Raw genomic sequence first — 14,581 nt, forward strand, 5'->3', positions numbered from 1 at the left:
GGCCGGCGGGCGCAGTGCGGAGAGGAGCGGGCCATGAGCGACGAACGCTTTGAGGACGGCTGGCGGGTCGACGAGCGGTGCACGAACTGCGACGTGGCCCGGCAGCTCGCGCCCGGCCTGATCGGTGAGGTCGACGGCCGCTCGGTCGTCCTGCGCCAGCCGCGCGGCGAAACCGAGATCCGGCAGCTCCACGCCGCCGCGCACGCCTGCCCCACCCGGTCGATCCGCCCGCCGGTCGGGCGGCTGGACGCGGCGCTGGACCCCTTCCCGATGGCCCTGGACGACACCGTGTACCTGTGCGGACACAACTCCACGCACACCGCGGGGGCCAACTCCTACCTGCTGCGCCGCCCCGACGGCACCGCGATGATGGTGGACACGCCGCGCTGGAGCACGTCGCTGGCCGCGCGCTACGAGGCACTGGGCCCCGTCACCGATGTCCTGCTCACCCACCGCGACCACGCCGCGCACGGCCGCCGCTACGCCGACCGCCTCGGCGCCCGGCTGTGGATCCACGAGGGCGACCTCGACGCCGCCCCGGACGCCGACCGTGTGCTGCGCGGCACCGACCCGGTGGAGATCGCCGAAGGGGTGCTCGCCTTCCCCTTCCCCGGGCACACGCGAGGCAGCGTGCTCTTCCTCGCGGACGAGCGGTACTGCTTCAGCGGCGACAGCTTCTACTGGTCGCGCACCACGGCGGACATCGAGGTGGCCGACAGTGTCACCTGGTACTCCATCAGCGAGCTGGCCGCCTCCTTGGCCCGGACCGCCGACCGACTGCACTTCGAGTGGCTGCTGCCGGGCCACGGCGACCGCCGACGCCTCCCCGCCGACGACATGGCCGAGCGGCTCCGGCGGCTGACCGCGCGTACCCGAGAACTCCGGCCCCGCCCCGTCGACTTCACCGCGGTGCGCTGGTGACTGGCCCCTCACCCGCGCGGGTTCTTATGGTGTGGATGCGCGGGCGGGTGGCAGTTCGTCCCGAATCAGCGCCGGATCAGCGCTACGGAAGAGGGGCTCGCCCGGCACGTCCACGACGGGGGGCGTCGACGTGCCGGGCGAGGTCTGCGAGCGCGACCCTCAGGTCGCGTCGGGGGCGAGGTGAACATCAAGAGGGACGCGGGGCTCGCGGGCGGGCCAGCGGATCCGGGTGGCGCACAGCGAGACGATCGCCGCCGAGGCGGCGACGGCGGCCATGCCCCACACCAGGCTGGTGGCCTCGGCGACGAAGCCGATCACCGCAGGGCCGGCGAGCAGGCCGGTGGTACCCATCGCGGCGACCAGGGAGAGGGCGTCGGAGCCCTGGCGGGCCGCCGCCACGTAGACGCACGGGGTGACGGCGGCGACGCCGAGGCCGACGCAGGCGAAGCCGAGCAGGGTCGGCAGCACGCCGCCGGTGAGCAGCGCGAGGGCCAGCCCGGCGCCGGCCAGCAGGCTGCCGGCCCGGACGATCCGGCCGTCGCCGAAGCGGGTGCGCCAGCCGTCTGCGAAGATCCGGGCGAGCACCATCATGACCGAGACGACCGCGATGCCCATCGGGGCGAGGCCGGCGCTCGCCTCGACGACGTCCTTGAGGTAGAGCGCCGACCAGTCGTTCATGGCGCCCTCGGTGACGGTGCCGAACACCATCGCCAGGCCCATCCAGATCGTCGCCATGGCGGGCAGGGCGAATCCACGACGTTCCTTCTTCGGAGCGGCCTCCGCCGGGGCGTCCTCCCCGTCCTCCCCGTCCGCCAGCAGCGCCGGCCGCGCGACTGCGACCAGCCCGACGAGCAGCACCACGGCGAGGCCGAAGTGCACGGCGAGCGTCCCGGTGACCGCGGTGACGGCCGAGGCGAGCAGCGCCGCCAGCAGCGAGCCCGCGCTGAACGTCGCGTGCAGGCGGGACATGGTGGTCCGCTCGAACCGCGCCTCCAGCGCCGCGCCCTGGGCGTTCATGGCGACGTTCAGGCAGCCGACCGCGACGCCGTCGCAGAACAGCACCAGCAGCGTGACCGGGTAGTTCGGCACGACGGACAGGGCGGGCAGGATCCCGCCGAGGGCCAGCGCGGACACCACCGACAGCAGGCGGGAGCCGAACCGCCGCATCAGCACCGCCACCAGTGGGAAGGACACCGCCGCGCCGACCCCGCAGGTCATCAGCAGCAGCCCGATCTGCGCCTCGCTCAGGTCGAGCCCGGCCTTGAGCGCGGGCACCCGGGAGACCCAGGTCGCGTACTGGAACCCGAGGACGAAGAACAGTGCGGCGATGGCCAGTTGGTGCCGGCGGAAGTCGTCACGAACGCGGATCATGTGCATCAGCCCACTTCGGCTCTGAACGGCGACCCGAGGTGCGGGTCGGTGGTGTGGGTCGGCGGTGCCCCGGTCCGGTCCGGGCTCAGCGGCATCGCCATGTAGACCGCCTCGGAGCCGTAGCTCGCGGGCACGCCGATCTCGGGCCGGACCCGGTAACCCAGCGGGGTCCACACGACATGCGAGCCGCGGACAGCGACCAGGGAGACGGTGCGGTAGCCGCCCGCCCGTGCGAGGTCCTCCAGGTGCCGCAGCAACCGATGGGCGAGGCCCCGGCCGCGCAGTTCCTCGGCGATCACCAGGTCGTGGGCGTGCATGTTGGTGGCATCCGCGTCCATGGCGATAGCGGCCTCCGCCCGGCTGAGGTCGGGGCAGCGGAACAGCGGGTAGGGCAGGGCGAGCAGGTAGCCGCCGAAGCGGCCGCGGTGCTCCAGCACGAAGCAGGTGCCCGGCGAGGCATCGTGCCGGGACCGCAGCGCCTCGCGGCCCTCGGACAGGCCGCCGGCGGCGTAGGCGCGGGCCTCCAGGGCGACGATCGCGTCCCAGTCGTCCTCGTGCACCGAACGGATCCGGATGCCGTCCATCTACTCCCCTCCCCCGATGCCGATCCCGTTGCCGGTGCTGGTGCCGGTGCCGATCCCGATGCAGGTGTACGGCAGTGGCTCGAAGCCGTTGAACCCCCGGGTGGTGTACGCGATGGCGTACGCGCCGCAGGAGTGCACCCAGACCGGGTCACCGGAGGCGATCGCGCGGGGTACCCGCACGAGGCCGTCCTCCTGGGCGTACGCGTCGTCGCTGTCGCAGGTCGGGCGGGCGACGAAGGCGTTGACGAACCGGCCGCCGGGGTGGGTCGGGAACTCCAGCCGGTACTGCAGCTCGTCCATCTCGTACAGGCCGTTGAACTTGCCGCAGCTCAGGAAGAGCCAGTCCTCCCGGGTGCCGTCGAGCCGGCGGCGGGAGGAGAGCCGGGCCACGTGGGCGCGGATGGCGCCGTGGTCGGCCACCAGGTGGCGGCCCGGCTCCAGCAGGAACTCCAGCGGCCCGGACGAGAGGGCGCGCAGCCGGTCCATGCCGTCCCGGATGACGGCGAACATCTTGTCCAGCGGCGGGTTCAGCGGGCGGCCGCGCCGGTCCAGGACGCCGAGGGCGGGCAGGCCGCCGCCGAGGTTGATGGACGTGGGCGTGATGCCCCGCCAGTTGAGCGCCTCCACGACGGCGGCCAGCGAGTCGATCGCCATGTGCCAGGCCTCGGCGGTCATCTGCTGCGAGCCGACGTGGACGGAGAGGCCGGACGGGGTCAGGCCGGCCTCGCGGGCGGCCGCCAGGACCCGGACGGCGTCCTCGGGCGAGCAGCCGAACTTGCGGCTCAGCCCCCAGAGCGCACCCTCGCCGGTGGTGGCCAGGCGGCAGAACACCCGGGAGCCGGGCGCGTGTCGGGCGATCGCTGCGACGTCCTCCAGGCTGTCGGTGGCGAAGTCGCGCACGCCGAGCCGGTGGGCCTCGGCGATGTTGCGGTCGGACTTGATGGTGTTGCCGTAGTGGATCCGGCCGGGGCTCACACCGGTGCGCAGCGCCTGGGCGATCTCCTGCGGGGAGGCGGCGTCGAAGCCGGCTCCGAGGCCCGCCAGGCAGTCGAGCACCTCGTCCACCGGGCAGGCCTTCATCGCGAACCGGACGGCCACGCCGGGCAGTTCGGCCACCAGGGTGGTGTACTGGCCGGCGACGCCGTCGAGGTCGTAGATGATCCGGTCGTCGGTCGCGGCGGCCAGCGCGGCGCGCAGGGCCGTCCGGTCGTGGGCGGGCCGGTCGGGCTCCGCGTGGCCGTGCGGGGTGCGGCCGTGCAGGGAGGCGCAGTGCGGCGCGTGCGGGTGCACGGTCGTGTGCTGGACGGCTGTGGGCTGTGCCCTCTTGGGCTGAGCGGCCTTGGGCTGGACGGCCTTGGGCTGTGCGGTTCTCTGATGCATCGCTGGGGGCTCCTGGTCCCGGCTACCGCGGCAGCCGGTCGGCGGGGGTGGCCTTGCTCGCCCGCACCAGCGGGCCCCACGCGTCGATCAGCAGTGCGAAGTCCTCGATGTCCGCCTGCGCCTCGTCGAGCAGACGCGCCCGCAGGGGCGCCAGGTGATCGGCGAACTCGGCGTACTTGCCGCCGAGTTGCCGGTAGCAGTGGTCGAGCGCGGCGAGCCGCCGGTGGTTCTCCGCACGGTCCGTCGCGGCGCTGCGGCGGGCGGAGTCGGCGATCAGGTCGGCGCGCACGTGGTGGTGCTCGTCGAGCAGGGCGCCGGCGGCGGCCTCCATCTCGGAGTAGACCGGGTAGAGGTAGAGCATGGAGAGCAGGAACTTGGCGTAGCGCAGCTGGTAGGCGGTGAAGCCGGGGCCGGTGCGCCGTTCCGGGGTGTAGTAGTTGACGATGTGCCGGTTGTGCACGACGCCGGGCAGGGTGGCGTCGCGGACGAGGTGCAGCAGGAAGTAGTCGCTGCCGATGGTCGCGGTGGCGGGCGGCAACGGGACGCGCTCGTAGACCTCGTGGTCGAGGGCGACGTTGCACATGTCGATCCGCCAGATGTCCGGGAGGTCGAGGACGGCGCGGTCGCGGGTGAACGGGTCGGTGCCGGCACCTGCAAAGGACTCGGCGGCGAGCTCGCGCCGCTCCTCCTCGGTGGCGCCGGTGGGCGCCCACAGCCCGACGATCTCGTGGTAGACCGCCGGGTCGAGGTCGCGGATCTCGCCGATGTCGACGGAGAGTTCACCGACGAAGGAGCCGCCGACGAGCGCGACCGGCTTGTCGGCGTGGGCCGGGTCGAGGGCGCTCTCGGTGACGGCGCCGGCCGCGTCGACGGCCCGCCGGCCGAGGGTGGCGAGTTCGTGGTCGACGGGGAACACCGGCTTGCCGTCGAGGAGTTGGTAGTGGCTGTCGGAGTCGCGGCGGTGCACGGAGGTGCAGCCGAGGGCGGCGGCGATCAGGAACGCGCGGTTGGTGCAGGCGCCGTAGGACACGGCGTCCGGCAGTATGAGGTCCAACAAGCGGTCCGCGCCGACGAGTTCGGAGCGCGCGATGACGTCCCGCAGGAAGGCCCGCTGGGCGTCCTCGTCGAGGTGGTGGACGAGCACGTCGGCGGTGCCGGGCAGGGCGGCGACGGCCTTGGCGTGCTCCTCGTACGCCGGCTCGTCGGCGGAGTCCAGGATCAGCAGGTGCACCTCGGCGTCGAACGTTCGCGCCGCGTGGGCGGCTTCGGCTCCGATCTCGGCGATCGTCCCGGCGCAGGCCCGGTTGGTCGGCAGGGTCAGGCAGATTCTGCGACGCACCGCTACTCCCCCGCCCCGGTGGACCCCTTGCCGCTCCAGGATGCGAGTCCGAGCAGCTTCTCACCCAACTCCGTGAGCTCGGCGCGCCCGTAGCGCAGCGACTCGTGCCGGGTCGCGTCGCCGACGAGCGTGCGGTTCCAGTCCGGCGTGCTCAGGGCGCGCCAGGACTCGACGCGCGAGCGGCGGATCCCCTCGGCCTCCTCCAGCGCGGGCATCATCGACAGGTACTGCACGGCGCGGACGCCGTTCGCCGAGGTGTTGCGCTCGACGCCGTGGGCGAGCAGGCCGTTCCAGATCAGCAGGTCGCCGGCCTTCAACTCGGGCCGTACGACCGGGAACTCTCCCCGGTCGACGTTCGGCCGGATCGGGTCGCGGTCGCCGGGCTGGGCGGCCTGCCACTGGTTGAACCGCCGGAAGAGTTCCGGGTTGCACTGGAAGCCGCCGTGGCCGGGCTGGGTGTCGTTGAGCGCGATGATGCCCTGGACGCGCTGGGGCAGCATGCCGAGCGTGGTGTCGACGTCCCAGTGCAGCTCGATGTCGAAGCCCTTGTCGGTGGGCTCGATGTGCGCGCGGTCGCGGTTGCGGACGTTGGGCGGGTTGAGGTTGAGCCGGTCCAGGGTGACCCACAGTTCCTCGCAGTCCCACACGTCCACGAAGGCGTCGTAGACCCGCCGGGTCTGCCGGCTGTCCCAGATCAGCTGGTGGTGGTAGGCCTCGACGAACCCGTAGATGTGCAGGTGCTGGTCGAGTTCGTCGCGGAACTCCCGCTCCTGGTACCAGTCTTCGGGGCGGTCGGGGGACAGACCCTGGAAGTCCCAGGTGAAGTCGAGCAGGCGCTTGGCCGCCCCGGCCGGGATCGCCTCTTTCACGACGACGTAGCCGTAGGTCTGCCAGAACGCGTAGTCCTCCTCGGACAGCACGCGCAGCGGCCGCGTCTTGCGGATGTCCCGCAGCGCGGTCTGCGCGAGGTAGGCCTCCCCGTCGGCGCTGAAGTAGGGACGGTCCGAGGCGGCCCGATGCAGATATCCGTCAGGGGTCGACATGAACAAGTCACTCCATGGTTCGCATTCGACACAGTGCTTCCTTGACGTACAGTGCGGGCACGACGAGCTGCCGGATCGTCACCGATCGCGTGGGGAAATCAGCCCGCGGAGCGCATGCCCCTCCGCATGCGCTCGACCCTGCCGCGGCCCGGGCCATGGAACTCTCGCCAGGTCGCGCGGCCAACTCGCCCGCCCGGCAAGGCCTCTCACCCTGCCTCGGTCCTCGCCGGATGGCGTTCCCCCTACGGTGGACTAGACCAACTAATGGTGTCAACCCTCGTCCCCCGGTTACCAATAGGGAATTCGGCGCAGCTCAGGGGCACCGCCGGGCTCGCTTTATGTTTCGCCAACTGACATAAGCGCGGGTATGTTTCGGGAATTGACATAACAAGAGCCGCCCGAGGCCGAAGCCTCGGGCGGCCGAGTGTGCCGACAGGGTCGATCAGGAGTGAACCGCCGGAGCGGCCACGTCCGTTGTCCCGGACGTGGAGACTGTGAGAGAGCGGTCAGCTCGGCAGCGAGTCCATGAAAGAGCTCACCGAGAACACCGCCTTCCCCGGCCCCGCCGGCCCGTACCCGGGCGGGGAGGAGAGGCCGAACTCCTCCAGCGTCGCCCGGTAGGTCTGCAGCAGCCGGATGTGGTACTCCAGCGGCGCGCCCAGCGGATTGGCCTTCCCCAGCGGGGTGGTGGGCTCCGGGCACCAGGTGGTGAAGCGCGGCACCACACCGTGCGACATGAAGAACCGCAGGCCCTCCCGGGTGGAGGCGATGGCCTCGTCCACGGTCGTGAAGCCGAACGGCTGCGCCATCTCGATGCCCGCCACGAAGTTGGGGATCACGTTCGACGGGCCGAACACCTCGGCCGAGTCGAGGATCCGCCGGTGCCACTCGTCCCGGCCGACGTAGCGCTCCTTGCCCGGGCAGTGCAGCTCGAACAGCCGCTTGTCCCAGACCTCGAAGTTGGGGTGGTAGATCCGCACGCCGTAGTCGTGGAACCGCTGCACGTCCTCGCGCGGCAGCGCCTGCGCCACCACCTTGCCGATCCACCGGCCCGGGAAGCGCTCCTCGATGGCCTTGGCGTACTGGCCGTAGAAGTCCGCTTCCGCCCTGCCGCCGACGTGCGAGGTGATCGAGCCGCCGGTGAGCGTGTACGCCTGCGAGGTGCGGGCCGGGTCGTGGCGGTCGATCAGCTCCAGCGCCTCCAGCACCTCCTCCACCGGCTTGACGCCCGTGTACGGCCGGCCGGCCGCCTTGTGCTGGCGCCAGTTGTGGTTGATGTCGCAGAACTGGCACTCCTCCTTGGCGCCGAAGTACTGGCACACCCGGAAGACCGTCAGGTAGATCAGGTAGCCCCACTGGATCGTCGGCGCGACCTCCATCACCGACTTCCCGTTGGCCAGCGTGTGCCGGTAGTAGTCCGGCATCGGCGGCAGGCCCACGTCCGCGATCCGCGCGCCGTCCAGGTAGAGGCCGAGCGTGCCGTCCTCGCCGGCTCGCACCCGGTACGGCGCGTCGGGGTTCACCCGCACCGACACCACCGTGCGGCGCAGCCCGTACGGGCCGCCGGTCAGCACGATCTCCTCCGGCGGCCGGTTGAGCGCGGCGGCGCCCAGCTCGGGCAGGGTGCGGTGGTCGAAGGAGAAGATGAAGTACGACTTGGGCTTGACCTCCCCCTCCCCCGCGCCGCCGCTGCCGCTGAGCGCCGACTCGTCGAAGGCCATGCCGCCGCGCAGCAGGTCCTCCTTGATCACCGCCTCCCGGGGCACCTCCGGGAACCGCTCCATCAGGTCCTCGACGAGCGCCGTCCGGCTCCGACCCTGGCTTTCCATCCGCTGTACATCCCTCCCGGCCCCGTGCCACCACAGGACGGCGAAGATCATCCCCCGCACATCCTGGTGACCCGCTGCCGTGCCGTGCCTCGGTCTGCAGTCGTTCACACGCTACGACTTCTGACGTAGGCACCTGCCACCGGGAGCCGCTGCCGCCGCCCCGCCGTACGTTGGCCGTATGGCACGCCGCTCCCGAGCCGCCGCCCGGCTCGCCCCGCCCAGCTGGCTGACCGAGAGCCTGCGGCCCAAGGCCGCGCCGATCCCGTGGGCGGCGGTGGCCCGGGCCTCGGTGGCGCTCGCCGCGCCGCTCGCCGTCGGGACGGCCACCGGGCGGCCCGGGTACGGCGCGCTGGTGTCGATGGGCGCGCTGTCCGGCGTCATCGGGGACACCGCGGACGCCTACCGGATGCGGGTGTTCAACATCGCGGTGCCGCAGCTGTTCGGCGCCCTCGGGGTGCTGCTCGGCAGCCTGGTGCACGGCGCGGGCTGGACGGCCGTCGCCCTGCTGACGCTGATCGCGCTGGTCTCCGGCATGATCTCGTCGATCGGCGCGGTCGCCTCGGTGTCCGGGCTGCTCCTGCTGCTGAACGCGGTGGTCGGCGCGGGCCTGCCGCTGCCGTCGCCCTGGTGGCTGCCGCCACTGCTGCTCCTTACCGGCGGCGGGGTGGTGCTCGTCCTCGCCCTGCTCGCCTGGCCGCTGCGCGGCGGCACGCCCGAGCGCGCGGTCGTCGCCGGGACGTACCGGGCGGTCGCCGACCTGCTGGAGGCCGCCGGCTCGCCCGGCTACGACGGCGCGCGGCAGGCCCTCACCCAGTCCCTCAACCAGTCGTACGACCTGCTGCTCGCCCGGCGGGCGCGGCGGCACGGACGCTCGCGCAGCCTCGTCCGGCTGCTCGCCCAGCTCAACGCCGTGATCCCGGTGGTCGAGGCGGCCTCGGCAGCGCAGCTGCGCCCGAGCTCGTACGGCCCGCTGCCGGCCGCGTACCCGGCGGCGGTGCGGCAGCTGGCGGACGCCGTCGAGCAGAGCCGCACCGGGCCCGTCCCCGCACCCGCCCTGCCGGAGCCCGCCGGGCCGTCCACCCGCGCGCTGGACGAGGCGATCGGGCACGCGGCCGACGTCGTGCACGAGGCCGAGCCGGACCCGTACGCCGCCGCCGACCGGCTCGGCCACCCCGCCGCGCTGCGCGACCGGGCCGGACGGGCGGCGCGGGCGCTGCTGCTGTCCGGGGCGTCCTGGCGGTACGGGCTGCGGCTGGCGCTGTGCATCGGCCTCGCACAGGTGCTGGTGTCGGTGATCCCGGTGCCCCGCTCGTACTGGGTGGCGCTCACCGTGACCTTCGTGATGAAACCCGACTTCGGCTCGGTGTTCTCCCGGGCGGTGCTGCGCGCGCTCGGCACGGCGGCCGGGCTGTTGATCGCCATCCCGGTGCTGGCCGAGGTGCCGCACGGGTGGTGGGACGTGCCGGTGATGGCGGCGCTGGCGACGCTGATCCCGGCGCTGTCGGCCAAGGGGTACGCCTTCCAGACGGCGGCGATCACGCCGGTGATCCTGCTGCTGTCCGACCTGCTCAACCACCAGGGCTTCCACCTCGTGGCACCGCGGCTGTACGACTCGCTGATCGGCTGCGGGATCTCGCTGCTGGCCGGCTACCTGCTGTGGCCGGAGTCCTGGCACACCCGGATCGGGGACCGGCTGGCCGACGCCGTCGCGGACACCGCCTCGTACGTCTCGCTCGCGTTCACCACGGGCCCGGGCCGGGACCAGCCCGCCCGGGCCCGCTACCGGCGGCGGCTCTTCCGGGACCTGGCCGCCGTCCGCAGCGAGTTCCAGCGGGCGCTCACCGAGCCGCCGCCGGTCGGCGCCCGGGCGCAGGCGTGGTGGCCGCTGGTGATCGCGGTCGAGCGGATCGTCGACACCACGACCGCCACCCGGGTACGGGTCGAGCACGGCGCGCCGGTACCGTCCGCGGCCGAGGTCGGCGCGGTCGCGCGCGAGCTGACCGACCTCGCCGAGGCCCTGCGGACGGGCGAGGCGCTGCCCGAGCCGCCCGAGGACGTGCTCACCCCCGACTGCGCACTGGCCCGGCTGCACCACGAGGTCCACGCTGCCCGGTCCATCGCGGCACTCCGGCCTTAGAGACCGTCAGTCCTGAATGCGCCGCCAGGGCCGGTCCGCCTCCAGCGCGAACGCCAGCTCCAGCAGCAGGCGCTCCTGCCCGTGAGCGGCCGAGAGGTGCACGCCGATCGGCAGGTCGTTCGCCGCCGCCCCGGCGGGCAGCGCGATGCCGGGGCCGCCGGTCACGTTGTTGACCGGGGTGAAGGCGACGTAGCGCAGCAGCCGCTCGATCAGCTCGTCGAAGGCCACGTTCGGGCTCAGGTGCCCGATCGGCGGGGCGACGTGGGCGAGCACCGGGGAGAGGATCACGTCGTGCGTGCGGAAGATCCCCGCGTACGCGGCCTCGGCCTGGCGCAGGCGGCGCAGCATGCCCGGGGTGCGCCGGAACTCACTCCGGTAGCGGCGGCGCAGACCGGTGGTCAGGCCGTCCAGGTCCCGGGTGCGGAAGCTCGGGTCCAGCAGGAACTTGCCGGTGAGGGCGATCACCCAGGCGATGTAGCCCCAGTACGAGACGAAGTCGCGGGAGAAGTCCTCGCCGAACGGCAGGGTGGCGGGCTCGACCCGGTGGCCGAGCGCCTCCAGCCGGGCGGCGGTCTCCTCGACCACCCGGCGGGTCTGCTCGTCGGTCTTGGCGATCGGCGAGTCCACCACGAGGCCGATCCGCAGCTTCCGCTCCCCCGGGCCCTCGACCAGGCCGAGCGGCGGCAGGTCCGGGTTGCGGTGGTGGCGCTCGGCGGCGGCGAAGAAGGCGGCGGTGTCGCGGACGGACCGGGTCAGCACGCCGTCGGTGACGATGTCGATCGGCAGCTTGCCGCCCTGCGCGTTGGTGACCAGCCGGCCCCGGGTGGGCTTGAGGCCGATCAGGCCGCAGCAGGCGGCCGGGATGCGGATCGACCCGCCGCCGTCGTTGGCGTGCGCGATCGGCACCACGCCGGAGGCGACCAGCGCCGCCGCGCCGCCGGAGGAGGCGCCGGGCGAGTGCGAGGGCTTCCACGGGTTGCGCACCGGCTGGGCGGTGGCGAACTCGGTGGAGGCGTTGAGGCCGAACTCGGGCAGCCGGGTCTTGCCGAGCACGGCGAGGCCGGTGGCGAGGAACTGGTCGGTGAAGCGCGCGTTGCGCCGGGCCGGGCGAGCCCGGTACGCGTCGCTGCCCATCGCGGTCGGCAGGCCGCGCAGGTCGACGTTGTCCTTGAGGTAGGTCGGGACGCCCCACAGCGGGCCGCCGATGCCCTCCCGGCTGATCTGCGGCCGGTCGTACGAGGCGTGGGCGACGGGCAGCAGCGTGTCGTCGATCCGCGCGGCGCGGGCGACGGCCGCCGCGACCAGCTCCCGGGGGTTGACCTCGCCGTCGCGCACGAGGGCGGCCAGCGCCACCGCGTCGTGCTCGCCGAGGGCGTCGTTGGTGAACGCGTGGGTCCGCTCGTCGGCCATCCCAACTCCCCATTCCCTACTGACCGGTAATCTCGCAAGAGCTTCGCAGTCTAGGCGCGCGACGCCGCCCACGGGTACCCCTCGCCGCGCGACGCGGCCCCAGGTCACACCAACAGCCGGACAGCGCACGGACGTTCGGCATACGCCCCGGCGTTCACCCACCCGCCGCCCGGCGGCCGTTTCGCCAACCACCGCCGGGGAAGCTGCCGATCACCAACCCCACACCCAAGGTGACGCCCGTGCCCACCCAGTACACCTCGGAGCTCCGGGATTCCGCGCCGCCGCACCGACCCCCCCGCCGGCTAGCGCGGCGGCTCGGTGCGGCGGTCGGCGGCGAGGGTGGTGAGGAGGTGCTCGATGGCGTCGAGGCGGCGCCGGAGGTCCTCGACGTCGCCGCGGGTGGCGCTCTGTTCGGCGGGCTTGAGGGTGACCAGGAGCTGGCCGTCGGGCTCCAGGCGGGCGCGGGCGACGTCGCTGACGTTGTCGCCGTTCTGGAGGCGGATGGCGTGCTCCAGCTCCGACGGGCGCAGCGCGAGGCTGTGCAGGGCGCCGGGGACGAGCGTGCCGTCCCGTACGACCGTGGTGGGCGTGCCCTCCAGCAGCCGGGCGGCACGCGGGTCGCGGGCGAGCCAGCGGGTGACGGCGGAGTTCACCGCGATCAGGGTGACGGCCCCGATGGCGCCACCGAGCAGGCTGTTGTCGTTGCCGATGATCGCGTTCTGCACGACGTTGGACAGCAGGAAGACGACCACCATGTCGAAGGTGTTCAGGCCCGCGAGCCCGCGTTTCCCGGCGATCCGGAAGAGGACCAGGATCAGGGCGTAGACCGCGATCGTGCGGAGGATCTTCTCCACGATCGGAATCTGGACGATCACCAGGTCGTGCCACATGGCCGCTCCTCCTGCCCCTCGACTCCTGCCCCTCGACTCCTGCCCCTCGACCGGCCGGGGCGGGAGAGCCCGGGGACCGACGGTACGCGCCCCGCCGGGCCCCCGGCCAGCACCTGGGCGCTACGAGCGGCGCTTGGGCTTGCCGCGCTTGGCGGCGGCGGGCTTGGGCTTGGGCCTGGGCTTCTGCTGCCCGCTCTTCTGCGGCTGCGGCTTCCGGGGCGGGGCGGCCTTCTTCGGCTGCGCAGTCTTCTTCGGGTCGTCCGCCGGGGTGGCCCCCCGCCCGCGCGAGCTGTTCACCGTCCGCCCCCGGACGATGCCGATGAACTCCTCCACCAGGTCCGTCGTCTGCTCCTGCGGCCAGGACAGTGCGATCTGCGACTGCGGCGCGTCGGCGACCGTCCGGTAGGTGAGGTCCCGCCGGTGGTGCAGCCGGGCGAGGGACTGCGGCACGAGCAGCACGCCGACGTTGGCCGCGACCAGCTCGATCGCGTCGGCCGTGGTGGCCGGGCGCTCGATGGCGGGGCGTCCGGGCAGGTCGGTCCAGCCGAGGGTGTCGTCGAGCGGGTGGAAGACCACGTCGTCGGCCAGGTCGGCGAGCGCGACCTCGTCGGCGGCGGCCAGCCAGTGGTCCTTGGGGAAGACGACGACGGTGGTCTCGGTGTACAGCGGGATCGCGCTGAGCACCTCCCGGTCGACGGGCAGCCGCACCAGGCCGGCGTCCGCCGTGCCCTCGCGCAGGGTGCGCTCGCCGTCGGCGGCGGGGACCGCGACGAGGTCGAGCGGCACGTCGGGGAGCCGTTCACCCCAGACGCGCGCCCACTTGCTCGGGGTCACGCCCGGGACGTACGCGAGCCGGAAGGACGGGTTCACCTGCATGTCTGTCACAGGGCAAGGCTACCGACCGTGACCGGAAGCACCCGCACACTCCCTTACCCTTGTCCTCATGACATCGCTCAAGCAGAAGACCAGCCAGACCATGAAGCCGGCCACCGCGGCCAAGAAGCTGGGGATCTACCTCGACGCGACCCCCGCGGGCTTCCAGGAGGGCACGGTCTCCCGCGAGGAGCTCAGCGCGCTTCAGACGGACCCGCCGCAGTGGCTCCAGGAGCTGCGCAAGAACGGCCCGCACCCGCGCCCTGTGGTCGCCGCCAAGCTCGGCGTCTCCATCTCGGGCCTGGCCCGCGGCGGGGTGACCGAGGCGATCACCACCGAGCAGATCGAGGCGATCAAGGCCGAGAACCCGCTCTGGCTCCAGCACGAGCGCGCCAACCAGGTGGACCTGCGCAAGGAGACCGCGCGGATCAAGGAGAAGCAGGAGAAGGAGGCCGCGGCCAAGGCCGCGAAGGCCGCCAAGGCGGGCTGACCCGCTCGATCGATCGGCCCCGGTCGATTGTCGGACCCCTGCGCAAGGATGGTGCCGGCGCCCGTTCACCCACGTTGAACGGACGCCGGCACCTTCGTTTCGTCGACAGGTGTACGGCTTCACCGGCCGGGACCGCAGCCGGCCGGACTGCTGGCGCTACCTGGTCGAGGTCCAGGACGCCGGCAAACCCGCCGCTCCGGAGGGCTATCGCTGACCGGCAGGCAGAATCGGCGCTAACAAGCCGTCAAGGTCCATACGTGATTCGAACGCACGCGGTAAGGAGTTGATAAAATACGACGACGGTGTGCCGGGAA

Annotated in this window: 12 protein-coding genes and 1 pseudogene; 4 read left to right on the forward strand and 9 right to left on the reverse strand. The window is 72.8% G+C overall.

The features are described 5' to 3' along the window. The first annotated feature begins 33 nt into the window (after positions 1-33). A complete protein-coding gene (locus KV557_RS25520; RefSeq protein ID WP_218203817.1) occupies positions 34-921 on the forward strand; it encodes an MBL fold metallo-hydrolase in 888 nt (295 codons plus the stop codon). 159 nt (positions 922-1,080) lie between these two features. On the opposite strand, the gene KV557_RS25525 is transcribed toward KV557_RS25520, so the two are convergent. From KV557_RS25525 to KV557_RS25550, 6 genes are all read right to left on the reverse strand, one after another. Continuing rightward, entirely contained in the window at positions 1,081-2,292 is a 1,212-nt protein-coding gene (locus KV557_RS25525) for an MFS transporter (protein ID WP_218203818.1), read from the reverse strand. 5 nt (positions 2,293-2,297) lie between these two features. Next, the gene (locus KV557_RS25530; protein WP_218203819.1) at positions 2,298-2,876 is read right to left on the reverse strand and encodes a GNAT family N-acetyltransferase; all 579 of its coding nucleotides are present in this window, start codon (positions 2,874-2,876) and stop codon (positions 2,298-2,300) included. Further along, a complete protein-coding gene (locus KV557_RS25535; protein WP_218203820.1) occupies positions 2,877-4,256 on the reverse strand; it encodes a type III PLP-dependent enzyme in 1,380 nt (459 codons plus the stop codon). Between the two features lie 22 nt (positions 4,257-4,278). Next, positions 4,279-5,595: a DUF6271 family protein gene (locus KV557_RS25540; RefSeq protein ID WP_218203821.1), complete on the reverse strand. Its 1,317-nt coding sequence runs from the start codon at positions 5,593-5,595 to the stop codon at positions 4,279-4,281. Between the two features lie 2 nt (positions 5,596-5,597). After that, entirely contained in the window at positions 5,598-6,638 is a 1,041-nt protein-coding gene (locus tag KV557_RS25545; protein ID WP_218203822.1) for a phytanoyl-CoA dioxygenase family protein, read from the reverse strand. A 506-nt stretch (positions 6,639-7,144) separates the two neighbouring features. Next, positions 7,145-8,467: a radical SAM protein gene (locus KV557_RS25550; RefSeq protein WP_218203823.1), complete on the reverse strand. Its 1,323-nt coding sequence runs from the start codon at positions 8,465-8,467 to the stop codon at positions 7,145-7,147. 178 nt (positions 8,468-8,645) lie between these two features. Between KV557_RS25550 and KV557_RS25555 the strand changes: the two genes are divergently transcribed. Next, positions 8,646-10,604, forward strand: coding sequence for an FUSC family protein (locus tag KV557_RS25555; protein WP_218203824.1), 1,959 nt, complete (start codon positions 8,646-8,648; stop codon positions 10,602-10,604). Positions 10,605-10,610: 6 nt separating this feature from the next. Here KV557_RS25555 and KV557_RS25560 read toward each other — a convergent pair whose 3' ends face one another. The 3 genes from KV557_RS25560 to KV557_RS25570 all read right to left on the reverse strand — a co-directional run bounded on the left by KV557_RS25560 (position 10,611) and on the right by KV557_RS25570 (position 13,780). Then, on the reverse strand, positions 10,611-12,014 hold the full coding sequence (locus tag KV557_RS25560; RefSeq protein WP_218203825.1) for an amidase: 1,404 nt from the start codon (positions 12,012-12,014) through the stop codon (positions 10,611-10,613). 302 nt (positions 12,015-12,316) lie between these two features. After that, positions 12,317-12,904, reverse strand: coding sequence for a DUF421 domain-containing protein (locus KV557_RS25565; protein WP_218203826.1), 588 nt, complete (start codon positions 12,902-12,904; stop codon positions 12,317-12,319). 120 nt (positions 12,905-13,024) lie between these two features. Then, positions 13,025-13,780 (reverse strand): LysR family substrate-binding domain-containing protein, encoded by a 756-nt coding sequence (locus KV557_RS25570; RefSeq protein ID WP_256177950.1) that lies wholly within the window; start codon positions 13,778-13,780, stop codon positions 13,025-13,027. 67 nt (positions 13,781-13,847) lie between these two features. Here KV557_RS25570 and KV557_RS25575 point away from each other — a divergent pair, with 67 nt between their 5' ends. Further along, entirely contained in the window at positions 13,848-14,267 is a 420-nt protein-coding gene (locus KV557_RS25575; RefSeq protein WP_218203828.1) for a DUF5997 family protein, read from the forward strand. 106 nt (positions 14,268-14,373) lie between these two features. Next, positions 14,374-14,481, forward strand: a pseudogene (locus KV557_RS25580) (short-chain dehydrogenase); the annotation flags it as partial. Positions 14,482-14,581 lie beyond the last annotated feature (100 nt).

It is taken from the genome of Kitasatospora aureofaciens, assembly GCF_019192735.1.
GTDB classification, from domain to species: Bacteria; Actinomycetota; Actinomycetes; order Streptomycetales; family Streptomycetaceae; genus Kitasatospora; species Kitasatospora aureofaciens_A.

Bases quoted from the DNA above. Each gene is read 5' to 3' on its own strand.
- KV557_RS25530 (WP_218203819.1), bottom strand. From the start codon at position 2,876: ATGGACGGCATCCGGATCCGTTCGGTGCACGAGGACGACTGGGACGCG.
- KV557_RS25560 (WP_218203825.1), bottom strand. From the start codon at position 12,014: ATGGCCGACGAGCGGACCCACGCGTTCACCAACGACGCCCTCGGCGAG.
- KV557_RS25550 (WP_218203823.1), bottom strand. From the start codon at position 8,467: ATGGAAAGCCAGGGTCGGAGCCGGACGGCGCTCGTCGAGGACCTGATG.
- KV557_RS25575 (WP_218203828.1), top strand. From the start codon at position 13,848: ATGACATCGCTCAAGCAGAAGACCAGCCAGACCATGAAGCCGGCCACC.
- KV557_RS25545 (WP_218203822.1), bottom strand. From the start codon at position 6,638: ATGTCGACCCCTGACGGATATCTGCATCGGGCCGCCTCGGACCGTCCC.
- KV557_RS25570 (WP_256177950.1), bottom strand. From the start codon at position 13,780: ATGCAGGTGAACCCGTCCTTCCGGCTCGCGTACGTCCCGGGCGTGACC.
- KV557_RS25565 (WP_218203826.1), bottom strand. From the start codon at position 12,904: ATGTGGCACGACCTGGTGATCGTCCAGATTCCGATCGTGGAGAAGATC.
- KV557_RS25535 (WP_218203820.1), bottom strand. From the start codon at position 4,256: ATGCATCAGAGAACCGCACAGCCCAAGGCCGTCCAGCCCAAGGCCGCT.
- KV557_RS25520 (WP_218203817.1), top strand. From the start codon at position 34: ATGAGCGACGAACGCTTTGAGGACGGCTGGCGGGTCGACGAGCGGTGC.
- KV557_RS25555 (WP_218203824.1), top strand. From the start codon at position 8,646: ATGGCACGCCGCTCCCGAGCCGCCGCCCGGCTCGCCCCGCCCAGCTGG.
- KV557_RS25525 (WP_218203818.1), bottom strand. From the start codon at position 2,292: ATGATCCGCGTTCGTGACGACTTCCGCCGGCACCAACTGGCCATCGCC.